This window comes from Rhizobium sp. S163 (assembly GCF_030380805.1).
Taxonomy (GTDB): Bacteria; Pseudomonadota; Alphaproteobacteria; order Rhizobiales; family Rhizobiaceae; genus Rhizobium.
In genome coordinates this window covers 1,068,122-1,090,705 of sequence record NZ_JAUDSA010000018.1, presented here as the reverse complement: position 1 = coordinate 1,090,705, position 22,584 = coordinate 1,068,122, and the positions used below count along the sequence as shown (strand labels likewise).

Here is a 22,584-nt window from a genome sequence, read left to right as displayed (position 1 = left end):
GCTTTGACACAGGCGGAACCGGAATGAGTTTCGCGGCGTTCTAGGTGCGAAGCACAGGGGCTTCCGGGGAACGACTATTCATGGGTATTGCCAACGGCATTCGCAAACAGGCGAGCAAGATCGCGATCGGAGAGCGGCGGGTCAGTTCATGGGCGAAAAACATGACTGACGCAGAGGAAGCCATAATACAGGCGCCGGTGCGGCGTTTGGAGAAGGATGGCCTAGACATTTCAATGGCCTGGGCGATCATCGGCATCTTCGTGATCCTCGCTCTCTCGGCCGTCTACATGATGTCGCTGGTCTTGATCCCGCTGACGCTTGCCATTGTCGTCGGCATGATCCTCGGGATGCTGGCGGAGAAGCTGACGAAGCTCGGCGTGCCCCGGATTACCAACGCCGTGATCCTGTCCTCGGCCGTGGCGCTCATCATTTTCCTCGTCGCCAATTCGCTTGCAGGCCCGCTGACGACGCTTGCCAACGAGGGCCCGGACTTTGCCGAGAAGACGGCGAACCGGCTGATGCCCTATCTCGAGCGCATCAAGTGGCTGCATATCACGCCCGAAACCTTCCAGAGCGGGCCGATGTCGGCAGAGAAGCTGCTGGAGAATACCGGCAACATTCTGCATCTCGTGACAGCGAACCTGACGCCGGCCCTGGTGCAGGCGCTGATCTTCTTCGCCGCACTGCTGCTCTTCCTGATGGGCCGCGTCAGCCTGCGCAAGTCGATCATCATGGTCTTTCGCGAGCGCTCGCAGCGGCTCGCCGCCATCCGCGTGATCAGCAGCGTCGAGCAGGTGCTGGGCTTCTATTTCGCCACCGCCTCGGTGATCTACGCCTGCCTCGGCGTCGTGATGACCATCATCGCCTATGCCGGCGGTTTGCCGTCGCCAGTGCTCTGGGGCTTCTTCGCGTTTCTCTCGAGCTTCATTCCCTATCTCGGGATCACCATGATGACGCTCGCGATCGCGATTGCCGGCATCATCACGCATGATGCTCTCGTCGTCGGGCTGATCCCGGCAGCGGCCTTCTTTACCGTCCACCTGCTGATGGAAAACCTGATCTTCCCGGCGGTGATGGGACGGCGGCTGGAGATCAACGCCTTCGTGGTGTTCCTCGCCATTCTGTTCTGGACCTGGATGTGGGGTGCCGTCGGCGCTATGCTGGCGCTGCCTCTGTCGCTGATCGTCATGACCATCATCGACGAGCTGTTCATCGAAGAAAAGCAGCTGCCGCAACTGCCGAAGTGAGGCCGCCATGTCCGAGATAGAGCTGAAGAGCCTGAGCCAGGATCGATTGACCAGCGGCCGTTCGCCATGGGGCAACGGCGTCAGCCGCCCCGTCTTCGCGCCGCTCACCGATCATCTCCAGGTCGACGCACTCGTCATCGGCGGCGGCGTGACCGGGGCGCTGATGGGCCAGCATCTGGCTGAGCGCGGCCTGTCGGTTGCGATCGTCGATCGCGAGCATCCGGGGCTCGGGAGCACCGCCGCCAGCACCGCGATGCTGCAATGGGAGATCGACAAGACCCTGACGGAGCTCGAGCAATTCTACGGCTTCGAGCGCGCCGTCGGCATCTACAGGCGCAGTGCGGCGGCCGTTTCCGGTCTCGCCAAGCTGATTGCCGCCTACCGCATCGACTGCGCCTTCCAGCCGCGCCGCTCGCTTTATCTTACTGGAAATCACGAGGGCGCGCGCGATCTCGCGGTCGAGGCCGAACTCAGGCAGCGCGCCGGGCTTCCGAGCCGCTACCTCGAACATTGCGATCTGTTCACCGAATTCGAGATCGACCGCGACGCCGGCATCCTGTCGCGCGGCTCGGCGGAGGCCGATCCGCTGCTTCTCACATGGGCGCTGCTGCGGATGGCCAACAAGGATAGCGCGCGGCTGATCGATGCGTCCGTCACGAGGCTGCACAGCGAAGGCAACCGCGTGACGGCGGAAACCGATGGCGGCTTCGTGATCGAGGCGAAGACGGCGGTGCTCGCCACCGGCTACAGCCTGCCTGATATCGCGATGCCGAAACTGCACCGCACGACGTCGAGCTGGGCAATGGCGACCGTGCCGCAGGAGCCGGGCACGCTGTGGCGCGACCAGACGCTGATCTGGGAAGACAGCCACCCCTATCTCTACATGCGCACGACCCATGATGGCCGGATCGTGGTCGGCGGCGAGGATGACGACACCGTCGATCCGGCGGCGCGCGACGCCAAGGCGCCTGAGAAGATCATGACGATCCGCGAAAAGATGAAACTGATCTGGCCCCGCGCCGACACCCGCGTCGCCACCGCCTGGTGCGGCACCTTTGGCGAAACGGTCGACGGGTTGCCGCTGATCGGGCCTGTGCCTTCATTGCCGCATGTCTATGGGGCGTATGGCTATGGCGGGAACGGGATCACGTTCTCGTATCTGGCGACGCAGGTGATCGGGGCGATGATGTCGGGGACGTATCGCGATTGGTTCGATGATTTCGCGATGGATCGGGATGGGCCGGGCGGCGTGCGGCGAGATGAGGCGGCAAGGGTGGAGATGGTGGTGCGGTAGAGTGGGTTGGCGGGTTGGCTAGGTGAGGCCCTTGGTTGAGGTGCGGCCCGTAGCCCCCACGTTGGGTTTTGACTTAGATTTCCGCTCGCTAGATTGTGCCGTGGGATACCCCCCTCTGCCCTGCCGGGCATCTCCCCCACAGGTGGGGAGATTGGCTGGGGGTGGCCGCTCGCTCTACCTTTATTGGTTGGCGCAAATCTCGCCACGAGTCGATCTCCCCCCTTGTGGGGGAGATGTCCGGCAGGACAGAGGGGGGTATCACGCACTCGGATCCAGCGATCCGTGCTCCCGCGCCAAAGTTAGCGCCAGTAGAGAGCCACCCTACTCCGTCGTATCATCGTCCCCACGATCCTCGACATCCTGCAGCCGTACGAACTCCGTGCCCTTGGCCTTCAGGTCAAGGATCGCCTTGGCCACCCCCTCGCCGGCGGCGTGGGTCGGCTGGTTGATGTGGGAGATGACGACGTCGCCGTCCTTGGCAGACGAGATGCGTTTTTCGGTGATCGCAGCACCGAGAAGCGAGCCGCCGTCGCCGTTTACCGAGTAGCCGGCGATGCGGTAGCCCATGGCGCGGATCTGGGCGATCGAAGAGAGGTCGTATTTGGCGGTCGAGCCGCGGAACCAGCGGGGGGCCGGGATGCCGGAGGCGAGCATGGCGTCGGCGCCGCCCTGAACCTCGAGGCGCACGGCCTCGGACGAACCGGCGGATGCGATGCCGTAGATCGATACCGGCTTGTCGACGGCCGGAATGTGGTTCTGGCCGTGATTTTCCAGTTCGAACAGATCGGGATTGGCGAGCATGACCTGCAGCGCTTGCGGGTTGTGCTTCAGCCAGCGGGCGGTGACGAAGATCGTTGCCGGGATGCGTTCGGAGACCAGCACCGAAAGGATGCGCTCGTCGGCCTTGCCCATGCAGGCGTCGAAGGTGAGCGCCACGCGGGCATGGCCCTTGATCTCGGAGCGGGCGACGCGCAGGTGCGGCTCGACGAGCTTTGTGGACGATGTCTGCCTGGGCGGCGTCTGCCTGGGCGCAGGAGCCTTGGGCGCAGCCTTCGGTGCCGTGTTCGCGGTCCCCGGGTCCGACGATAGCGGGACAACGGGCGCAGGCATGGTGGCCGCAACGACGGGCTGGATCGTCGCCGTTTGCCCGGCAGCAGTCATGGAGACCGGGGCAAGGAGCAGCGCCGAGGCGAGGACGAGGTTTTTCATTGTGCCGGGACCGTGGAGTTCAAACCGAGTTCAGATGGGAGCAGCCGTATAGTGATCGCATCGGCCGTTTCCACGGCAAATTTACGGCCGGTTCGGCGCATCGCTGTTTCAGTCGATAAATAAGTAGCTGCCGCGCGGCAAGTGCGGTCAGCCGGCCGAACGCTCGTCGAAGGCAGTGCGGGCTTTTTCCACATCCGGCAGGTAGTCGACGGTCCACGCATAGAGCGCCTTGAACGGCGTCTGCAGCGAACGGCCAAGCGGGCTGATGCGGTATTCGACCGCAACAGGCGAGACGGGAATGACTTCGCGCGTCACCAGCCCGTTGCGCTCCAGGCGGCGCAGCGTCTGGGTCAGCGCCTTCTGGGTGATGCCGCCGAGCTGGCGCTTGATCGCGTTGAAGCGCAGCGGCCCGCGATCGAGCACGGTCAGGATCATCATCGACCATTTGTCGGCGATCTGCTCGAACAACAGCCGGCTCGGGCAATCGACGACAAAGCTCTGCTCGATCGCATCGGGGCGGTCCGCCCGGCAATTGACGGGGGCTGCGATCAGCCGATGTTCGTTCATGGCGGTTTCCTCGATGCTACCTAGGCGCTCCGCAGTGCCTCATTGACACTAGGTATATAGAATATACTTAAGGCGCGCCACCTTTCTACAGGAGTTTGCCCGTAATGAATGCAGCTGACGTCAACGCGCTGTTTGCGCCGTTCAAGATCAAATCGCTCGACCTCAAGAACCGTATCGTCATGGCGCCGATGACGCGTACCTTTGCGCCCGAGGGCGTTCCGGGAGCCGATGTCGAGGCCTATTATCGCCGCCGCGCCGAAGACGGCGTCGGGCTGATCCTTTCGGAAGGCACCGTCATCGACCGGCCGGCGGCGAGCAACCATGAGCGCATCCCCTTCTTCCACGGCGAGAAGTCGCTCGCCGGCTGGAGCAAGGTGATCAAGACGGTCCACGACAAGGGCGGCAAGATGGGGCCGCAGATCTGGCATGTCGGCTCGGTCGCCCATCCGGCCGGCGACTGGCCGGCGAGCGGCGTCGAAAGCCCGTCCGGCCTGCTTGCGCCGGAAACGCCGCGCGGCGACGCCATGAGCGAGGAAGACATCGCCGACACGATCGCAGCCTATGCGCGGGCCGCCGCCGACGCCAAGCGGCTCGGCTTCGACACGTTCGAGATCCACGGCGCGCATGGTTATCTGATCGACCAGTTCTTCTGGGCCGGCACCAACAAGCGCACCGACCGCTATGGCGGCGCGACGCTGAAGGAACGCGCCCGCTTCGCCGCCGATGTGGTGAAGGCGATGCGCGAGGCCGTCGGTCCCGACTATCCGATCATCCTGCGTCTCAGCCAGTGGAAACAGCAGGACTACAAGGCGCGGCTCGCCGAAACGCCTGACGCGATGACCGACTGGCTGATGCCGCTGGTCGAGGCGGGCGTCGATGTGCTGCACTGCTCGCAGCGCCGCTTCTGGGAGCCCGAGTTCCCTGAGATCGACGGCGAACAGGGGCTGAATTTCGCCGGCTGGGCGAAGAAGCTCACGGGTGCGGCGACCATCAGCGTCGGCTCTGTCGGTCTTTCCGGCGATTTCATGGCGGCGTTCGGCGGCGAGAGCTCGAGCGTCGTCGGGCTCGACAATCTGGTGCGCCGCATGGAGCGCGAGGAGTTCGACCTGATCGCCGTCGGCCGCGCGATCCTGAGCGACCCGCAATGGGTGACCAAGGTGCGCACCGGCGACAATGAAAACATGCGCCCGTTCACGGCAGCCGCCTTCGGCGAGCTGGTGTAAGGCGTCTCAGCCCATATGAATGCGAAACGGCGGCTCCATCCGGGCCGCCGTTTTGCGTTCGTCTGGACGAGAGGCTCTCAGGCTACTCAGTCGTAGAGGTAATATTTAGTCCACTTGTCGCGCGGAACCTTGTCGCCGATCTGGTAGCTCAGCTCGCGCACATTGATGTGCTGGGGGCCGGTGATGCAGCTGTAGGACAGGTGATACCAATCGCCCTTGCTGCGGAAGACCGCGCCCGGGGCTTCCAGGCGGTCGTCGCTCGGGACCGGATCCTTGAAAGTGTAGGCGATCACCTTGTCCGGCTTGTAGCCGGTGGCGTCCTTGTTGATGCGGCTCATCGCCTCGGTGTCGCAGCTCTGTTCGAGGCGCGTCGCGGGGTCGAGCTTTTCGAGCTGCTTCTTGATAGCGGGGTCGACGGCGAATGCGGTGGGTGCAAAGGCGGAGGCGGCAAGGCTGAGAGCGGTCAGAACGAAGGCGATACGTTTCGGCATTACTGAAGAAATCCTTTGCAAGCTCATTCCGGAATGCTGCGCGGCCGTTTCAGCGGGGCAGCTTTGAGGGCCGCCCGGCCATGGCAGAATTCCGCACGATGGGAGCGGACTTTCTTAAATATTGTGGTCACATCAAGGCAAGGTGAGGATTGCTTGGGTTTTGCACAGTCACCATTCAGCGAGCGTCGCATGGCACTCTTGCGCGTGGCTTTTGCCGCTTGATCGACAGCGCTTGCGTCTCTATCTCTTCACAACCTGAAATGCCGACCCCGGAGCTCCCCTTGTCCGTCTTCAAAAACCTGCCGAACCCGCCCGTTGCGCCGAAGAAGCCGCATTCCGACACGCGCCATGGCATCACCCGCACGGACGATTACGCCTGGCTGCGCGCCGACAACTGGCAGGCGATGTTCAAGGATCCCTCGATCCTCGACCCCGAAATCCGCAAGCATCTGGAGGCTGAGAACGCCTATATGAACGCGGCTATGGAAGACACCAAGCCGCTGCAGAAGACGCTGTTTGCCGAGATGCGCGGGCGTATCAAGGAAGACGACAGCTCGATCCCGATGAAGGACGGGCCTTTCGCCTATGGCACCTTCTTCGTGACCGGCGGCGAGCAGCCGCGCTATTTCCGCATTCCACGCGACGCCGACATCAAGGACGAGAGCCAGCGCACCGTGCTGCTCGACGGCGACAAGGAGGCCGAGGGCAAGGCCTATTTCCGGCTGGCCGGCATCGACCATTCCACCGATCACGATCGCGGTATCTGGGGCTATGACGACAAGGGATCGGAGTTCTACACGCTGAAGGTTCGCGACCTCAAGACCGGCGAGGACCTGCCCGACCGCATCGAAAACACCGGCGGCGGCGGCGCCTGGGCGCCTGATGGCAAGAGCTTCTTCTATTCTGCGCTCGACGAGAACCACCGCCCCTCGAAGGTGTACCACCACATCATCGGCACGCCGCAATCGCAAGACCGGCTGGTCTACGAGGAGGAGGATGCGGGCTTCTTCATGGGCGTCGGCGGCTCGCTGCTCGACGACTTCATCTTCATCGACATTCACGACCACGAGACCTCGGAATATCTGCTGATCCCGACCAGCGACCTCACCGCCAAGCCGAAGATGGTGGCGGAGCGCCAGGAGGGTATCGAGTACACGCTGACCGAGGGCGGCGACGTGTTCTACATCCTGACCAACGACGGCGACGCCAAGGATTTCAAGATCATGGAAGCGCCGGTCGATAATCCCGGCAAGGAGAATTGGCGCGAGGTGGTGCCGCACAAGCCGGGCACGCTGATCATCAGCCACATGGCCTATGCCCGCCACCTGCTCTGGCTGGAGCGCAAGGATGGCCTGCCGCAAATCATGATCCGCGACCGGGCGACCGGCGAGGAGCACGCGATCGGCTTTGCGGAAGAGGCCTATTCGCTCGGCCTGCAGGGTGCGGCCGAATATGACAGCGACGTGATCCGCTTCTCCTACTCCTCGATGACGACGCCATCGCAGCTCTACGACTACAACATGGTGACGCGCGAGCGCACGCTGTTGAAGACGCAGGAAGTGCCGTCGGGCCACAATATCGACGACTATGTCACGCGCCGCGTGTTTGCGCCTGGTTGGGATGGTGTCGAGGTGCCGGTGACGCTGCTTTATCGCAAGGACACGCCACTCGACGGCTCTGCCCCTTGCCTGCTCTACGGCTACGGCGCCTATGGCGTGACCATTCCGGCGAGCTTCAACACCAACTGCCTGTCGCTCGTCGACCGCGGCTTCGTCTATGCCATCGCCCATATCCGCGGCGGCAAGGACAAGGGCTTTGCCTGGTACGAAGACGGCAAGATGGAGAAGAAGACCAACACCTTCAAGGACTTCATCGCGGCGGCCGACTATCTGAATCAACAGAAGTTCACCTCCTACGCAAACATCATCGCCGAAGGCGGCTCGGCCGGCGGCATGCTGATGGGGGCGATCTCCAACATGGCGCCGGAAAAATTCGCCGGCGTCATCGCCGCCGTTCCCTTCGTCGACGTCTTGAACACCATGCTCGACGACACGCTGCCGCTGACGCCTCCGGAATGGCCGGAATGGGGCAACCCGATTGACAGCCGCGAAGAGTACGACCAGATCGCAGCCTATTCGCCCTACGACAATGTGGAAGCGAAACCCTACCCGCCGATCCTGGCGCTGAGCGGCCTCACCGACCCGCGCGTGACCTACTGGGAGCCGACCAAATGGGTGGCGAAGCTGCGCGACAAGTCGACCAGCGGCGCGCCGGTGTTGCTGAAGACCAACATGGACGCCGGCCACGGCGGTGCGTCGGGGCGGTTTCAGCGGCTGGAAGAGGTTGCGTTCGAGTATGCGTTTGCAGTGAAGGTGGCGGGGAAGATGTAATCCGCTTGCGGGGTACCGAGGGGTACCCCCCTCTGCCCTGCCGGGCATCTCCCCCACAGGTGGGGAGATTGGCTGGGGGGCAGCCGCTCACTCCACTCTCATTGTTTGGCGTGAACCTAACCGCTGGCCGATCTCCCCCCTTGTGGGGGAGATGTCCGGCAGGACAGAGGGGGGTAATTCTTGCTCCCCCGCCAACGGAAGGAGCCCCCCAATGCCCGTCTACATCGCCCTGCTGCGCGCCATCAATGTCGGCGGCACCGGCAAGCTCCCCATGACCGAGCTGAAGGCGATCTGCGAGAAGCTCGGCTTCACCGACGTCAAGACCTACATCCAGAGCGGCAACGTGCTATTTCGCGCAGACGCCAACGAAGCCGATGTCGCACGCACGTTGGATGACGCACTCGGCGAGGTGCTGGGCAAGAAGCCAGGCGTGATGGTGCGCAGCCGCAAGGAGCTGGAGGCGATCGTCGCCAAGGCGCCCTTCCCCGATGCCAAAGCGAGTTTTCTGCTCATCAGCTTCCTGTCCGAGAATGCACCGAAGGATGCACTCGACAGGATGGTGGCGCCTGACGGAGAGGAGGCTGTCGCCGATGGGCGCGAGATCTATGTGCACTATCCCATCGGTTCCGGGAAATCGAAGCTGAAGCTGCCGGCGCTTAATGCCGGCACCTCGCGCAACATCAATACCGTTCGCAAGCTCGCCGAAATGGCGGCCGAGATGGAAGATGGCTGACCGCCCTCAATGCTCGGCGTGGGCTGCCGCCTTGTTGCCGCCGTGGCCGCTGATATCGGCGCCGGCCGTGCGTGAGAAGCGCAGGTTCCAGAAGGTGGCGGTGAGCGAGACCGCGGTCACGAACAGGAAGGCGGCCGAGAAATCGTGCAGTTGCGGCGTGTCGCCGCTGCCGGTCGCCGACATCGAGACATGCAACACGAAGGCGCCGACGCAGATGCCGAGCGACAGCATCAGCTGCTGGAAGGTCACGTAAAAGCTCGTGGCGGCGCTCATGCGGTCGCGCTCGATCGCGTCATAGGCGACCGTGTTGTAGGCGGTGAACTGGAACGACATGAAGAAGCCGCACATGACGAGCACGGCGAAGATCAAGCCGAGTGGCCAATCGGGCCGGAAGAAGGCGCAGAGCGCATAGCCGAATGTGGCGGTAAAGCCATTGAAGATGAGCGCGTTGCGGAAGCCGAAGCGGCGCAGGATCCTCGGCGCGAAGGCCTTCATCGCCATGGAGCCAATGGCGGCTGCCGTCACCAGCTGGCCGGCCTTGGCGGCGGAGAGACCGAAGCCGAGCTGGAAATAGAGCGGCAGCAGGAAGGGTTGCGCGCCCTGCGTGATGCGGGTGAGCGAACCGGCGATGACGGATGTGCCGAAGCTCGGCACCTTCATCAGCGAAAAATCCATGATCGGCGCGGGGTGCTTTCGCGCATGCTTGAGATAGGCGATACCGAAGAGCACGCCGATCGCGATCAGGAACAGCGCGAACATCCCCTCGCCCGGACGGCTGGAGCTTTCGAAGCCGAAGAGCAGCGAGCCGAGCGCGATGCCAGAGAGGATGAAGCCTAAGGTATCGAAGCGCTTCTTCGTTTCGCCCTTGAAATTCTCGATGAAGATCGAGACCAGGACGAAGCCGAGGATGCCGATCGGCACGTTGATATAGAAAATCCAGCGCCAGTCGAGGTAGGTGACGATCATGCCGCCAACGGGTGGGCCGAGGATCGGGCCGATCAGCGCCGGCACCAGCAGCCACGACATGGCGTTGACCATGTCCTTGCGGGCGACGCTGCGCAAAAGCACGAGCCGGCCGACCGGCATCATCATGGCGCCGCCGAGACCCTGCAGCAGGCGGGCAAACACCAGACACCAGAGATTGGGCGACAGCGCGCAGCAGATCGAGCCGAGAACGAAGACAACGATGGCCCAGCGAAAGACGGTGCGCGAGCCGAAGCGATCGGCAATCAGGCCGCTTGCCGGGATGAAGATGGCGAGGCTGAGCAGATAGGAGGTCAGCGCGATGCTCATCGACGGTGCGCTGACGCCGAAATCGCGCGCCATGGTGGGAAGTGCAGTGGCCAGAACCGTGGCGTCCAGCTGCTCCATGAACATGGCGCTGGCAACGATCATCGCAATCAAGCGGAAATTGAGTTGCGGGCGTCCAACGACAGCCGCCTGGTAGATCTGATCCGACATCGTCAGGGATCGCTCGCGAAGACGCGGCTCAAGCGCGAAGGCAATCGCCGCGGGCATGAAATGGCATGACGCCAAGGGTGAATGAAGTTTTTATATACGCCCGCAAATGTGGCGGGGTTATGCTGATATGGCAAGGCTGATGTGAGCTCAGCGTATGGGTGTATCAGCGATGGTCGCGCATCAGCGTTTCGTAGTCGCGGCCGCCGGAGAAGATGTTGGTGACGAGGATGGTTTCGGCCTCGACGCGGTAGAGTATGACGATGCTGCGCTCGAAAACAGCTAGGCGCAAATCAGCACCAAGATCAGGTCGCGCAACGCCGCCAAATGGGGCGTCGCCTATGCGGCTGCAGCGATCCCGCAGTCGCTTGAGATACAACACGGCCGTTTGCCGGCTGCCGCTTCGCTCGAGAACATAGTCGAAGATCGTTTTCAGGTCGCGCTGCGCCGCTCCGCGGAGCTTGACACCGTAAGACTTCATTGCCGGCTCGGCTCGACCGCAAGCGTCTCCAACCAGTCATCGATTTCCTCGAGGCTCAGGCTCGGCCTGGGATCATCGAGCGATTCCTGCACGCGCGCCCTTATGGCGGCGATGCGTTCCTTGTGCTCTTCCTCCTGGCGCATCCAGGCGCGCATGGCGGCGCGGATGACTTCGCTGGTGGAGGCGAAGGCGCCGGCATCGATCTCGGCATTGATCACATCGACCATTTCCGTTGGCAGCGTGATGCTGAGCTTTTCCATGTGTCGCTCCCGCGTTTGCGTCTGGAGGTGCGATTTAATCCTACCACTGTGGCCAGGCGGCAGCAATCGGCGCGGGGGGTCGGTCGAAGCAGCAAGATTGCGGGGATAGCGGCGGGATCATCCCTCCGCCACGCCTTGAGGATAAAGCGCTTGCGAACCATCAACAGATGTCGCGCCTCCTGGAAGCGGCACACTCTCGGCAGCGATCGGCGCGCTATTGAGGCGGCTTGCCCAGACGATGAAAGCAATCGAGACCATCGCAACCGCGCAACCCGCGACGACGTCAACTGCATAATGATTGGCATTGGTTACCGCGGAGCATGCCATCGCGACGTTCAAGGCGATCACCGGGTATCTTACTGGCGTAAGCGACCACGCGGCCCATGCACACAGGAAAGCCACAGCTGCATGGACGGAGGGAAAGGTCAAAATGCCTTTGCTGGCCTCAACGCTCCAGACAAAATTGGCGTCTTCGCGAACAGCGTTGAACTGGTCGAGGAAATCGTAGCCGTAAAGCGGGTTGAGGCTTTTTAACAGGGAGCCATCGAAGCCATAGTAGGAGTAGGTGCCGACCGCAGGTGTCCAAACGGAGATGAGGCTGGATAGAAAACAGATGACCGCAAAACTGGCGACCATCACATGCGCCCGCTTTGTGTGGCCGGCGATCGCCAGCAACAGCGGCCAAAGCAGCAACTGTAATGCGAATGTACCGTATGCTACGTTCAAGATGATGGCGAGTGCCGGATGGCCATCGACGACGCCAATCACATAGTGCCAATCAAAACCAAGCGCCGCATCCAGCGCCGCGAGGTTTTGGTCCTGAAGGGGCAGGTCCAGCCGAATGGCAAGATACGTTGCTAGTGCAATCGGTGGCGTGAGCAGGAATCCATAGGCGACACATGTCGTGCCCTCTCGCACGCGCGGCATGTCAAATCGCGTGCAAAGAGCACCAATCAGCAAGAACGCGGCAGCACAAGCGAGAATAGGAGCGATACCGGCGAGGTCGATGGCCAATCCGCTGACGGCAGCCAGACCAAAAGTTGATATGTAGGCTCCCAGAACGACAACCTCCATCACGCGCTTCGCATTACCAACGCCCATTGCAACCTCGAACACCCATACCGGATATCGGGAACCACTAGCAGATAACTCTAAGAAGAGTATTAATCAAAAATCGCTAACTGGTTGCATAACGGGACATGTCACGGCCTCGACGTCAGGGTTGGCGGCCTAATCGGTCAATCCGATCCAGCCCTTCATCGCCAGCAATTGGCGCGTCGCTACTTCCTATTTCCGAATTGCTTTCTCAGCCAACGCGCGCAAGCTCTTGGTAAGGGAGCGCCGGGGCGCCTTTGGCCGCCGGCGAAAATGGGAGAGAGGGGCACATGCGTCTACATCTCATCGCGGCAGCATCTGCCGTTCTGATGGCGGGGAGTGCCGAGGCCTATCAGAAATGCGGCGGCAGTCCCTCGGTCGATGTCTACTGGGAAAAGTCGGTCCTCAGCGTCAACGGCACCTTCTACCAGATGAAGAGCGAAAAGCTTGGCAAGAAGAGCGCCCGGCTTGTCGGCCACGACATGACGTTCGTCAAAAGCAAGGGCGGCAACGACGTCCTGATCCGCAATGGTGGGAGCACGCGCTATACGTGCCAGAAGACCGAGGGTGAATTGGGGTCGGTCAGCATTGTTCCCTACCGGGCCAACACGGTTGTCAAGTCCACGGCGGAGGTCGAATTCCCTGACGACACCGGCAAAGGCACGCAGGCGTCTTCCCGCAATGGCCGTGGCAAGGGCGGCGGCGGTGGGGGTGGCGGTCACGGCGGAGGAGGCGGTGGCCATGGCGGAGGTGGAGGCGGCGGTGGTGGTGGGGGCGGTGGCGGTGGGCGCAACCGGTGAGTTTCCGGCCAATACGGCAAGTATGAGCGCTTGCGCCGGCAGGGCCTGAGCCCTACCTAAAGCCTATGACCATTGCACCCGCACAGACGTCACGCCCCTTCCCCTTCGACAACAGCTATGCGCGGTTGCCGCAGAATTTCTTTGCCCGGCAGACGCCGTCATCGGCCGCCGAGCCGTGGCTGATCAAGCTCAACGAGCCGCTGGCAAAGGAGCTCGGGCTCGATGTAGAGGTCCTGAAGCGGGATAGCGCCGCGATCTTTTCCGGCAATCTCGTGCCTGAGGGTGCCGATCCGCTGGCCATGGCCTATGCGGGGCATCAGTTCGGCAGCTTTGTGCCGCAGCTCGGCGACGGGCGGGCGATCCTGCTTGGCGAGGTGATCGACATCAAAGGCCGGCGCCGCGATATCCAGCTGAAGGGTGCCGGGGCGACACCGTTTTCGCGGCGGGGTGACGGGCGCGCGGCGCTCGGGCCGGTGCTGCGCGAATATATCGTCAGCGAAGCGATGCATGCGCTCGGCGTGCCGGCGACGCGGGCGCTGGCGGCGGTGTCGACGGGTCAACCCGTCTATCGCGAGCAGATCCTGCCGGGTGCCGTCTTCACCCGTGTGGCGGCGAGCCATATCCGGGTTGGCACCTTCCAGTTCTTTGCGGCGCGCGGTGATACCGATGGCGTTCGGGCGCTCGCCGATTACGTCATCGACCGGCACTATCCGGAGCTGAAGGACGGGCCCGAGCTGAAGGACGGAGCCAATCCCTATATCGCGCTGTTCGAGGCTATCGCTGAGCGACAGGCAGCGCTGATCGCCAAGTGGCTGCATGTTGGCTTCATCCATGGCGTTATGAACACCGACAACATGACCGTCTCGGGCGAGACGATCGATTTCGGCCCCTGCGCCTTCATGGATGCCTATGATCCCGGCAAGGTGTTTTCCTCGATCGACCAGAACGGCCGCTATGCTTATGCCAGCCAGCCCGGCATCGGGCAATGGAACCTGGCGCGGCTCGGGGAAACGCTGCTGCCGCTGATCGACGCCGATCAGGACAAGGCGGTTGAGATAGCCAATGTCGTCCTCAAGGATTATGGCGAGCGCTTTCAGTTGCACTGGATGCGGGGGATGCGCGCGAAGATCGGTCTTGCTGATGTGGAGGACGACGATCTCTCGCTGATCCAGTCGCTGCTTTCGACAATGCAGGCGGGACAGGCGGATTTCACGCTGACCTTCCGGCGCCTGTCGCATCTGGCGGCCGACGACGGTGCCGAAGACGCGTTTCTCGAGACGTTCAGCGACAGCGCGGCGGCGAAGGAATGGCTGGTTCGCTGGCGGGAGCGGCTTGCGCGCGAGACGACAACTCCGAACGAACGCAGCGTGGCGATGCTTGGCGTCAACCCCGCCTTCATCCCGCGCAATCACCGCATCGAGCAGGCGATCGTAGCGGCCGTCGAGGATGCGGATTTCTCGCTGTTCGAGGCGCTGCTCGACGTGCTTGCCAGGCCCTATGAGGATCACGCGGAGTTTACCGCCTACATGCAGCCGCCCAAGCCGGAGGAGCGCGTGCTGCAGACATTCTGCGGGACGTGACCGGCCGCACTCCACTACCAGGACGCTAGCGTCCGTCGTGACCTTTCGACGCGGCCAAACGTCTGGGTTTCATGGCTTTTTCGTGACCGCAGCCGAAACCCAGATTCAACGCTCACCCGTAAATCCGGATTCTGTCGCATATTTTAGCCACTTCTGAGCCCCCCATATTGTGGCGGTTGAAAGGCAGATCGGGCCGCTCTATTTCCGCTGATGACGCTTGCGGCAAAATGTCTTGTTCGCCGTTTGCGTGCATTCCTGACCACTCCCGATCCCCCTCGGGAGCTTTATGCATTTCAGTTGGAGACCGGCCTGATGGCGATCGTCTTAACATCCATCCTCTTCATTCTGATAGGATTGGCACTCGGCGGAGGCGGGCTCTGGCTCGTGCTGCTCGGTGGTAACTTCTTCTATCTCTTCGCAGGCATCATGTTCCTGCTGACCGCTGCGCTGCTCTTGAAGCGCAAGGCATCGGCCCTTTGGGTCTATGCCGTGCTCGTCGTCGTTTCGCTCGTCTGGGCGATCAACGAAGTCGGCTTCGACTGGTGGCAGCTCGGACCGCGCGGCGGCCTGATCATCCTGCTCGGCCTGTGGCTCCTGACGCCGTGGGTTCGCCGTCCGCTCGGCTTTTCCGGCACGACCGGCGCGCCCTACCCGGCCAGCCCTTGGCCGCTCGCCATTCCGGTTCTCGCCGCGATCGTGGTCGCCGGCTATTCGATGACGACGGACCCGCATGACCAGAACGGCAGCCTGCCGACGGCCATGACCGGCACCACGACATTCGGCGGCACGGTGACCGACGGCGAGTGGCACCAGTATGGCCGCACGCCCTTCGGCCAGCGCTATTCGCCGCTGGAGCAGGTGAACGTCAGCAACGTCAAGGACCTGAAAGAGGTCTGGCGCTACCAGACCGGCGACGTGAAGCGGCCGGATGACGTCGGCGAGACGACCTACCAGGTCACGCCGCTCAAGATTGGCGATACGCTCTACATCTGCACGCCGCACAACCTTGCCATCGCACTCGATGCCAAGACCGGCAAGGAAAAGTGGAAGTTCGACGCCAATTCCGGCATGAACCCGGATCGACAGCACCAGACGTGCCGTGGGGTGACCTACTACCACGATACGGCAGCGGCTGCCGGCGCTCCCTGCGTCGACCGCGTCTACCTGCCGACCGCCGATGCCCGCCTGATCGCGCTCGACGCGCTCGACGGCAAGGTCTGCACCGATTTCGCCGACCAAGGCACGCTGCACCTCGAAAAGGGCATGAAGTACAACCCCGCCGGCTACTACTATTCGACCTCGCCGCCGGTGGCGATCGACGGCAAGCTGATCATCGGCGGCGCCGTCAACGACAACTACTCGACCCAGGAGCAGTCCGGCGTCATCCGCGCCTTCGACATCCACACCGGCGCGCTGGTCTGGAACTGGGATTCGGGCAACCCCGACGTCACGACGCCTCTGCCCGAGGGACAGACCTACACGACGAACTCGCCGAACAGCTGGTCGGTTCTGTCGGCAGATGAAGGCCTCGGCCTGATCTACGTGCCGCTCGGCAACCAAGTGCCCGACCAGCTCGGCATGAACAGAAGCGCCAATGTCGAGAAATTCTCGTCGTCGGTCGTTGCTCTGGACATGAAGACCGGCCAGTTGCGCTGGGTCCAGCAGTTCGTGCACCACGACCTGTGGGACATGGACGTTCCGGCGCAGCCGGTGCTCTTCGACATGAAGAAGGCGGACGGTACGGTCGTTCCGGCACTCGTGGCGCCCACCAAGCAGGGCGACCTCTACGTGCTCGACCGCCGCACTGGCGAGGCGATCATCCCGTTCAAGGAAATCCCCGCGCCGCAGGGCACGATCCCCGAGGATCATGCTTCTCCGACGCAGCCGATCTCCGACCTGACCTTCTCGCCGCCACCGCTGCAGGAGAAGAACATGTGGGGCGTGTCGCTGTTCGACCAGCTCGCGTGCCGCATCGAGTTCCACCGCTACAAGTATGAAGGCCGCTACACGCCGCCGTCGCTGGAAGGCACGATCGTTTATCCGGGCAATTTCGGCACCTTCAACTGGGGCTCGGTCGCGGTCGATCCGGAACGGCAGATCATGTTCGGCATGCCGACCTATCTGGCCTTCACCTCGCGCCTGGTGCCCGCAGCCGACATCCCGCCGAAGGGCGCAGGCGAAAAGGGCAGCGAACAGGGCCTGAACCGCAATGACGGTGCGCCTTACGGCGTGGTCATGGGTCCGTTTCTCGGCCCGCTCGGCATCCCCTGCCAGGCACCGCCATGGGGTTATGTCGCCGGCGCCGATCTCACCACGGGCAAGACCGCCTACAAGCTGGTGAACGGCACGGTTCGCGACATGAGCCCGCTTCCGATGCCCTTCAAGCTCGGTGTTCCCGGCATCGGCGGCCCGATCATCACCAAGGGCGGCGTTGCCTTCCTCGGTGCTGCGGTCGACGACTACCTGCGCGCCTACGACGTGACCAACGGCAAGCAGCTGTGGCAGGCCCGCCTGCCGGCTGGCGGCCAGTCGACGCCGATGACCTACACGACCTCGGACAACAAGCAGTATGTCGTGATGGTGGCCGGCGGGCACGGATCGATCGGCACCAAGCCGGGCGACTACGTCATCGCCTACACGCTGCCCTAAGCAGCTTCAACGACCACCGAAATGGCCGCCTCCGGGCGGCCATTTTGCGTTTGGGCCTCGGATGGCACACGTGCATTATGACAACGAAAGGCTGGCGCAGGCTTATCGACGCAATTCTTCCGTGCATTGTCTCAGGGGGAATTTTCATGAAGATCGGCGACAGCATCTCGAGCACCTACGGCTTGGGCAATCTTTTCCAGCAATCCGGCCAGCGCAACAAGCAGCAGCCGATGACGATCGAAGACAGCGTTCGCCAGAGCGGCGCATCGCTTGCGCCCAGCACGACGCCGACATCCATCTCCGGCACCATGTGGGCGCTGCAGGCGACCGACGAAAGCCAGACGATGTCAGGTGTGGAAGACGAGGCCAAAGCCCGCCACGATGCCGTCGTCAGCGAATTCAGCGACCTCGCCAACATGACGCTCGCCGAACGCATCCGCAAGCAGGTGCTGGACAGCCTCGGGATGACCGAAGACAGCCTGAAGGGTATGTCGATGGACGACCGCGCGGCGATCGAAAAGCAGATCGCCGACGAGGTGAAGCGCCAGCTGACTGGCAATGACGACAAGGGCGAGAGTGCTGCGGCGGATATTGGCGCGGTGTGAGGACTGTTGCCGTGAAAGCTGATGGGACGCGAGATCGCGGCCCATGCTCGCTGCCGCTGCGATAGGACTCTCCCGGCGCCACAAACTCCGCCCTCATTCCTGTCCTTGTGACAGGAATCCAGCCACGGCGCGTCTGCGCCGTGAATGACTTGCTCCTAGCATTCGGCCGAAGAAGAGTCTTTTCGCCGCGCGGACGCGCGTCGGCTGGATTCCCGCCACAAGGGCGAGAATGAGGGAGAGGATGGGGCCGGTTGGACTGAAGGTCAGCGGTGGTGCTTGGGATTAAGAGATTGATTCAAGCAGATGCGAGCAAGATTCACATTTTCACTCTAGGCGTATGAAATATATCGATAATTGTTCGCATGCCCTGATGTGCGCCAATTGGCAGCGCCGAGCGGACAATCTACCAACGAACGTTTCTAACGTTCGTAGAGACTATTGATGAAGGCCTTGTCCGCAACTGGGCCGCGATCGCTTCCGGCGCGAGCCCGCAGTACGCGACCGTACGCAAGTCCGCGCTCGACCAACGTGTCCTCGGATTGGTCTTGCGGAGCCTCCGGCTCGTTCCGGCCTTTGCCAACACCCGTCTCGTCGCGCGCCATCTGGCCTCTCCGTGAGGGTTTCAGTCTAATGCCGGCGTCGTTGCTCAGCAAGCGGCGAGCGCCCGCCCTCACACCATCTCCGCCACGATCCGTCCGACCTCGCCGAAAACAGGGTTGATCTCGGCAGTCGCCACCGTGGCGTTGGTGACGTAGACTGCGATCAGGATGGGGCCGTGGCCGGGGGGCCAGCAGATGGCGATGTCGGCGGCGGAGCCGTTCTTGCCGGTACCGGTCTTGTCGCCGATCCTCCAGGTTTCCGGCAGGCCGGTGCGCAGGCGTTCGTTGCCTGTCGTGTTGGCGACCAGCCACTCGATCAGCGTCTTTTGCGAGGGCTCCGACAGCACCGAGCCGAGCGTGATGTTGCCGAGCGTGTCGAGCATGGCATCGGGCGTGGTGGTGTCGCGCGGGTCGTCCTTGGCTATATCGTTGAGATCGGGCTCGATGCGGTCGAGGCGGGTGGAGCCGTCGCCGAGCGTGCGCAGCCAGTTGGTCAGCTCCTTCGGGCCGCCGAGGCTTTCGAGGATGAGATTGGCTGCCGTGTTGTCGCTCAGCGTGATCGCCGCCTTGCAGAGATCACCGACGCTCATGCCCTCGCCGCCAACATGCTTCTCGGTCTCGGGCGAGTAGGCGATGAGCTGCTCCTTCTCGTAGACCACGCGGCGTTCGAGATTTTCCTCGCCCTTGTCGACGCGCGACAGCACCATGGCGGCGGCGAGCACCTTGAAGGTGGAGAACATCGGGAAGGTCTCGGTCTCGCGGTAGCCGAAGGAGATGTTGGTCTCGGTATCGATGACCGATACGCCGATACGTCCGCCGATCTGCTTTTCCAGCGCGCCGATGCGGCGGTCGATCTCGTCGTCGCTGTCTTCAGCGCGAACGATCCCCGGCAGGAACAACGCCGGGGCGAGCAATGCGGAGCCGAGCAGCGTGCGGCGGCGGATCGAAAAGGGATGCATGAAAAGACCTCTGCCAGAATCGATGAAGGCATCAATTAAGAATGGATGAGAACCGGGTTAAAGCGGGATTGTGGCCCGCTTGCGTCGCCCGCGCCTTCGCCATCGGAGAGCATTGATCTTTCAGATTCGCATTCCCGGCATCAAGCCCTTCTCTGGCATGAACTATCTCAGGCGGCCTTTTTGGCCGCCATCTGCGTGACCTCGACCGTGACATGCGACAATTGGCCGAGCGTCGCGAGCTTCTCCTTGTAGAAGGATGGCGCGCGCGGGGCAGAAGTCGCCACCGCGACGATGGCCGCGTGGTGGCCGGGGCCGACCTGCCAGACATGCAGGTCGGTGATCTCGTCGCCATCGGTCTCGACCACCTTGCGGATCGCCTTGGGCAGATCCCCCGCAACAGGCAATGTGTCGAGCAGGACAGCACCCGACGCCTTCATCAGGCCCCAGGCCCATTGCGCGATGATGACGCCGCCGACGATGCCCATCAGCGGATCAAGCCACAGCCAGCCATAGAGGCTGCCGAGCAGAAGTGCCGCGATGGCGAGCACCGAAGTCAGCGCGTCGGCGATGACGTGGACATAGGCGGCGCGCATGTTGTTGTCGGTGGCGCGCGGGGCGTGGCTGGCGTGATCGCCGTGATGGGCGTGGGAGCCATGGTGCGCATGATCTCCGTGGTGGGCATGGGAGCCGTGATCTGCGTGATCACTGTGGGGCGCGTGGCTCCCGTGGCTGTGGCCATGCGCGTGGCCGTGGTGATGATGATCGTCCTTCAGCAGCCAGGCGCTCAAGACATTGACGGCGAGGCCGAGGACGGCGACGCCGATGGCCTGGGAGAAGCTGATCGGAACCGGGTTGGCGATGCGCAGCACGCTTTCATAGGCCATCAACAGCGCGATCAGCGCCAGGATGATGGCGCTGGCGAAACCGGCGAGATCGCCGAGCTTGCCGGTGCCGAAGGTGAAGCGCGGATTGTGGGCCTGGCGGCGGGCGTAGAGATAGGCGACCGCCGAGATCAGCATGGCGCTCGCATGGGTCGACATGTGCCAGCCATCGGCGACCAGCGCCATCGAGCCATACCATGTGCCGGCGGCGATCTCGGCCACCATCATCGATGCGGTCAGCGCGATGACGAGCCAGATGCGGCGGGTGTTGCGGTCGTGGTCCTCGCCGAGGAAGACGTGCTCGTGCTGCAGGTTGTTTGTCTGTGCGCTCATCGCACGCTCCTTGTCACTAGTCTCGCGCCATCAGGCGCATCAGCGGATGTAGGTTCTCAGAACCTCGGAAATTTCCTCGACGGCCTCGCTGCGCGCCTTCTCGTCGGCAGCATGCAGGACATGCTCGTGCAGATGATCATCCAGCACCTCGCCTGTCAGCCCATTGAGCGCGCCGCGGATGGAGGACAGCAGCTGCAGGATTTCGCCGCAGGGCTTTTCGGCCTCGAGCGCGCGCTCCACCGCATCCATCTGGCCCTTCAGCCGGTTGATGCGAGCGATGAGCTTTTTCTTGTTGTGCTGGGTGTGGGACATCATCTTCTCGATATAGGATAGGGGGGTACCCTATCAGAAGAGAAGGCGTTTGAGAAGCCTACTCGGCTCTGTCGACGAAGTGGTGGGAGAGGTTTGCGAGGGTGGGCTTGAGCGATTGGCGGGACGGGCGCGTAAGACCAGGCAGGGCATCGGGTGAACAAAAAACCCCTCCCCAACCCTCCCCACAAGGGGGAGGGCTTAACCCTGGCCGGCCCGTCGACTTTCAATTTGGGCAGACGGGCTCCGCGAGTCTTCTCCCCCCTTGTGGGGGAGATGGCCGGCAGGCCAGAGAGGGTCTTTTGACCGAGACGCGGCTGCCCCGACCACCCCCCACAAAAGAGCCCATTGACAAAAGGCGCGTTCTGGATGATTCATCTCACCATGATCACGAACGCGCACATCTCCTGCTCGTATTTTTGGCTGTACCTGTAAAGGGCGGCTGGACAGATCTTATTGTCAACAAGCCGCCGTCAGGCGGCTTTGTTGTATCTCAAGCGTCCTGACGGCAGAACACCACGAAACGCCAGACTGGGACGCAAAGACATGACCGACATCGAAGACAGCGAAATCTCATTGATCCGCCCGCCGGTGATCAATATCCGCGCCGCCAAGCCGCGCGACCTTCCCGAACTCAACGACATGATCGCGCTTCTCGCCAAGCACCACGGCGACGCCGCCGGCTCGACGCCGGAGCAGCTGGAGCGTGACCTGTTCGGCCCCCTGCCCTGGATTACAGCTCTCGTTGCGGAAACCGACGAAGGCCTGATCGGCTACGCCATTCTCGTGCCGCTCTACCGCGCACAGGAAGGCGCGCGCGGCATGGATCTGCACCATCTCTTCGTGCGTGACGGCCATCGCGGCCACGGCGTCGGCCAGCATCTCGTCAACCGCGCCCGCGACACCGCCCGCAATGCCGGCTGCGGCTACCTCTCGGTCAGCGCCGCAACGGGGAATATCCAGGCGCACCGCTTCTACGAACACATGGACTTCATCCCGCGCCCGGTGACAGGCATGCGCTATCTGCAGGCGCTGGCTTAGGTTGTTGCGAGCGTCAGGCCGACCTGTCCGTAGATATGGTCAGGCAACGGCCTTCGCGACGATCTCGGGAAACTGCTCGATCACCCGCATGTAAGCGACGGCGAATTCCGGTGCCGTCGCGCGAGCCTGCTCCCAATCGCGCAAGGTGCCGACGGGCACGCGGAAACGGCGCGCGAACTCGGATTGCGACAGCCCGAGCTGGGTTCTCGTCCGGCGAATGAGGCGCGCGCGCTGGGCGCGATCCAGCGCTTCGGCCGTTACGCCGAAGTCGTCGGCGTCAGCAGGATCAGCCGGCAAAGCCGCGTCCTTTCTGGGATCGAACCTGTCTGTCGTCATGAGTAGACCATACGGGATTTCCGTATGGTCCGCAATGTCCGCTG

Annotated in this window: 21 protein-coding genes; 10 read left to right on the top strand and 11 right to left on the bottom strand. The window is 62.8% G+C overall.

The features are described from left to right. Positions 1-80 precede the first annotated feature (80 nt). A complete protein-coding gene (locus QTL96_RS21020; RefSeq protein WP_209189642.1) occupies positions 81-1,247 on the top strand; it encodes an AI-2E family transporter in 1,167 nt (388 codons plus the stop codon). A 7-nt stretch (positions 1,248-1,254) separates the two neighbouring features. After that, positions 1,255-2,541 carry an FAD-dependent oxidoreductase gene (locus QTL96_RS21015; RefSeq protein ID WP_289729041.1) on the top strand — a complete coding sequence of 429 codons (1,287 nt, stop codon included), beginning with the start codon at positions 1,255-1,257 and terminating at the stop codon, positions 2,539-2,541. Between the two features lie 321 nt (positions 2,542-2,862). Here QTL96_RS21015 and QTL96_RS21010 read toward each other — a convergent pair whose 3' ends face one another. Beyond that, positions 2,863-3,750, bottom strand: coding sequence for a polysaccharide deacetylase family protein (locus tag QTL96_RS21010; protein ID WP_289729040.1), 888 nt, complete (start codon positions 3,748-3,750; stop codon positions 2,863-2,865). Between the two features lie 147 nt (positions 3,751-3,897). Beyond that, the gene (locus tag QTL96_RS21005; protein ID WP_289729039.1) at positions 3,898-4,317 is read right to left on the bottom strand and encodes a helix-turn-helix domain-containing protein; all 420 of its coding nucleotides are present in this window, start codon (positions 4,315-4,317) and stop codon (positions 3,898-3,900) included. 104 nt (positions 4,318-4,421) lie between these two features. Here QTL96_RS21005 and QTL96_RS21000 point away from each other — a divergent pair, with 104 nt between their 5' ends. After that, complete coding sequence (locus QTL96_RS21000) at positions 4,422-5,540, top strand: NADH:flavin oxidoreductase (RefSeq protein ID WP_289729038.1); 1,119 nt, start codon at positions 4,422-4,424, stop codon at positions 5,538-5,540. A gap of 86 nt (positions 5,541-5,626) precedes the next feature. Here QTL96_RS21000 and QTL96_RS20995 read toward each other — a convergent pair whose 3' ends face one another. Then, a complete protein-coding gene (locus QTL96_RS20995; protein ID WP_289729037.1) occupies positions 5,627-6,031 on the bottom strand; it encodes a DUF930 domain-containing protein in 405 nt (134 codons plus the stop codon). A 281-nt stretch (positions 6,032-6,312) separates the two neighbouring features. Here QTL96_RS20995 and QTL96_RS20990 point away from each other — a divergent pair, with 281 nt between their 5' ends. Both QTL96_RS20990 and QTL96_RS20985 read left to right on the top strand, forming a co-directional pair. Further along, the gene (locus tag QTL96_RS20990; RefSeq protein WP_289729036.1) at positions 6,313-8,421 is read left to right on the top strand and encodes a S9 family peptidase; all 2,109 of its coding nucleotides are present in this window, start codon (positions 6,313-6,315) and stop codon (positions 8,419-8,421) included. 211 nt (positions 8,422-8,632) lie between these two features. Beyond that, positions 8,633-9,154, top strand: coding sequence for a DUF1697 domain-containing protein (locus QTL96_RS20985; protein ID WP_289729035.1), 522 nt, complete (start codon positions 8,633-8,635; stop codon positions 9,152-9,154). A gap of 6 nt (positions 9,155-9,160) precedes the next feature. Here the strand turns inward: QTL96_RS20985 and QTL96_RS20980 are convergent, their stop codons facing one another. The 4 genes from QTL96_RS20980 to QTL96_RS20965 form a co-directional block, all read right to left on the bottom strand. Beyond that, entirely contained in the window at positions 9,161-10,615 is a 1,455-nt protein-coding gene (locus QTL96_RS20980; protein WP_289729158.1) for a DHA2 family efflux MFS transporter permease subunit, read from the bottom strand. A 163-nt stretch (positions 10,616-10,778) separates the two neighbouring features. Next, a complete protein-coding gene (locus QTL96_RS20975; RefSeq protein WP_289729034.1) occupies positions 10,779-11,093 on the bottom strand; it encodes a type II toxin-antitoxin system RelE/ParE family toxin in 315 nt (104 codons plus the stop codon). Continuing rightward, on the bottom strand, positions 11,090-11,353 hold the full coding sequence (locus QTL96_RS20970) for a type II toxin-antitoxin system ParD family antitoxin (RefSeq protein ID WP_018902515.1): 264 nt from the start codon (positions 11,351-11,353) through the stop codon (positions 11,090-11,092). Before QTL96_RS20970 ends, QTL96_RS20975 begins: the two co-directional genes overlap by 4 nt. 117 nt (positions 11,354-11,470) lie before the next feature. Then, the gene (locus QTL96_RS20965) at positions 11,471-12,454 is read right to left on the bottom strand and encodes a phosphatase PAP2 family protein (protein WP_289729033.1); all 984 of its coding nucleotides are present in this window, start codon (positions 12,452-12,454) and stop codon (positions 11,471-11,473) included. A 284-nt stretch (positions 12,455-12,738) separates the two neighbouring features. Between QTL96_RS20965 and QTL96_RS20960 the strand changes: the two genes are divergently transcribed. From QTL96_RS20960 to QTL96_RS20945, 4 genes are all read left to right on the top strand, one after another. Continuing rightward, positions 12,739-13,248, top strand: a complete 510-nt coding sequence (locus tag QTL96_RS20960) for a hypothetical protein (protein WP_289729032.1) — start codon at positions 12,739-12,741, stop codon at positions 13,246-13,248. A gap of 65 nt (positions 13,249-13,313) precedes the next feature. Further along, on the top strand, positions 13,314-14,828 hold the full coding sequence (locus QTL96_RS20955; RefSeq protein ID WP_289729031.1) for a protein adenylyltransferase SelO: 1,515 nt from the start codon (positions 13,314-13,316) through the stop codon (positions 14,826-14,828). 312 nt (positions 14,829-15,140) lie between these two features. Beyond that, on the top strand, positions 15,141-17,477 hold the full coding sequence (locus QTL96_RS20950) for a glucose/quinate/shikimate family membrane-bound PQQ-dependent dehydrogenase (RefSeq protein ID WP_289729030.1): 2,337 nt from the start codon (positions 15,141-15,143) through the stop codon (positions 17,475-17,477). Between the two features lie 146 nt (positions 17,478-17,623). Next, complete coding sequence (locus tag QTL96_RS20945; RefSeq protein WP_289729029.1) at positions 17,624-18,082, top strand: hypothetical protein; 459 nt, start codon at positions 17,624-17,626, stop codon at positions 18,080-18,082. Positions 18,083-18,752: 670 nt separating this feature from the next. On the opposite strand, the gene bla is transcribed toward QTL96_RS20945, so the two are convergent. The 3 genes from bla to dmeR all read right to left on the bottom strand — a co-directional run bounded on the left by bla (position 18,753) and on the right by dmeR (position 21,166). Then, entirely contained in the window at positions 18,753-19,640 is an 888-nt protein-coding gene (gene bla, locus QTL96_RS20940; protein ID WP_289729028.1) for a class A beta-lactamase, read from the bottom strand. Positions 19,641-19,807: 167 nt separating this feature from the next. Further along, positions 19,808-20,854, bottom strand: coding sequence for a CDF family Co(II)/Ni(II) efflux transporter DmeF (dmeF, locus tag QTL96_RS20935; protein WP_289729027.1), 1,047 nt, complete (start codon positions 20,852-20,854; stop codon positions 19,808-19,810). Positions 20,855-20,893: 39 nt separating this feature from the next. Next, on the bottom strand, positions 20,894-21,166 hold the full coding sequence (gene dmeR / locus QTL96_RS20930) for a Ni(II)/Co(II)-sensing transcriptional repressor DmeR (protein ID WP_018902506.1): 273 nt from the start codon (positions 21,164-21,166) through the stop codon (positions 20,894-20,896). Positions 21,167-21,709: 543 nt separating this feature from the next. Here dmeR and QTL96_RS20925 point away from each other — a divergent pair. Next, positions 21,710-22,204 carry a GNAT family N-acetyltransferase gene (locus tag QTL96_RS20925; protein WP_018902505.1) on the top strand — a complete coding sequence of 165 codons (495 nt, stop codon included), beginning with the start codon at positions 21,710-21,712 and terminating at the stop codon, positions 22,202-22,204. A 39-nt stretch (positions 22,205-22,243) separates the two neighbouring features. On the opposite strand, the gene QTL96_RS20920 is transcribed toward QTL96_RS20925, so the two are convergent. Continuing rightward, positions 22,244-22,540 carry a helix-turn-helix domain-containing protein gene (locus QTL96_RS20920; protein ID WP_037180593.1) on the bottom strand — a complete coding sequence of 99 codons (297 nt, stop codon included), beginning with the start codon at positions 22,538-22,540 and terminating at the stop codon, positions 22,244-22,246. Positions 22,541-22,584: the final 44 nt, after the last annotated feature.

Coding starts and splice junctions, on each gene's coding strand:
- QTL96_RS21020 (WP_209189642.1), top strand. CDS start 81: ATGGGTATTGCCAACGGCATTCGCAAACAGGCGAGCAAGATCGCGATC.
- QTL96_RS21015 (WP_289729041.1), top strand. CDS start 1,255: ATGTCCGAGATAGAGCTGAAGAGCCTGAGCCAGGATCGATTGACCAGC.
- QTL96_RS21010 (WP_289729040.1), bottom strand. CDS start 3,750: ATGAAAAACCTCGTCCTCGCCTCGGCGCTGCTCCTTGCCCCGGTCTCC.
- QTL96_RS21005 (WP_289729039.1), bottom strand. CDS start 4,317: ATGAACGAACATCGGCTGATCGCAGCCCCCGTCAATTGCCGGGCGGAC.
- QTL96_RS21000 (WP_289729038.1), top strand. CDS start 4,422: ATGAATGCAGCTGACGTCAACGCGCTGTTTGCGCCGTTCAAGATCAAA.
- QTL96_RS20995 (WP_289729037.1), bottom strand. CDS start 6,031: ATGCCGAAACGTATCGCCTTCGTTCTGACCGCTCTCAGCCTTGCCGCC.
- QTL96_RS20985 (WP_289729035.1), top strand. CDS start 8,633: ATGCCCGTCTACATCGCCCTGCTGCGCGCCATCAATGTCGGCGGCACC.
- QTL96_RS20980 (WP_289729158.1), bottom strand. CDS start 10,615: ATGTCGGATCAGATCTACCAGGCGGCTGTCGTTGGACGCCCGCAACTC.
- QTL96_RS20975 (WP_289729034.1), bottom strand. CDS start 11,093: ATGAAGTCTTACGGTGTCAAGCTCCGCGGAGCGGCGCAGCGCGACCTG.
- QTL96_RS20970 (WP_018902515.1), bottom strand. CDS start 11,353: ATGGAAAAGCTCAGCATCACGCTGCCAACGGAAATGGTCGATGTGATC.
- QTL96_RS20965 (WP_289729033.1), bottom strand. CDS start 12,454: ATGGGCGTTGGTAATGCGAAGCGCGTGATGGAGGTTGTCGTTCTGGGA.
- QTL96_RS20960 (WP_289729032.1), top strand. CDS start 12,739: ATGCGTCTACATCTCATCGCGGCAGCATCTGCCGTTCTGATGGCGGGG.
- QTL96_RS20955 (WP_289729031.1), top strand. CDS start 13,314: ATGACCATTGCACCCGCACAGACGTCACGCCCCTTCCCCTTCGACAAC.
- QTL96_RS20950 (WP_289729030.1), top strand. CDS start 15,141: ATGGCGATCGTCTTAACATCCATCCTCTTCATTCTGATAGGATTGGCA.
- QTL96_RS20945 (WP_289729029.1), top strand. CDS start 17,624: ATGAAGATCGGCGACAGCATCTCGAGCACCTACGGCTTGGGCAATCTT.
- bla (WP_289729028.1), bottom strand. CDS start 19,640: ATGCATCCCTTTTCGATCCGCCGCCGCACGCTGCTCGGCTCCGCATTG.
- dmeF (WP_289729027.1), bottom strand. CDS start 20,854: ATGAGCGCACAGACAAACAACCTGCAGCACGAGCACGTCTTCCTCGGC.
- dmeR (WP_018902506.1), bottom strand. CDS start 21,166: ATGTCCCACACCCAGCACAACAAGAAAAAGCTCATCGCTCGCATCAAC.
- QTL96_RS20925 (WP_018902505.1), top strand. CDS start 21,710: ATGACCGACATCGAAGACAGCGAAATCTCATTGATCCGCCCGCCGGTG.
- QTL96_RS20920 (WP_037180593.1), bottom strand. CDS start 22,540: ATGACGACAGACAGGTTCGATCCCAGAAAGGACGCGGCTTTGCCGGCT.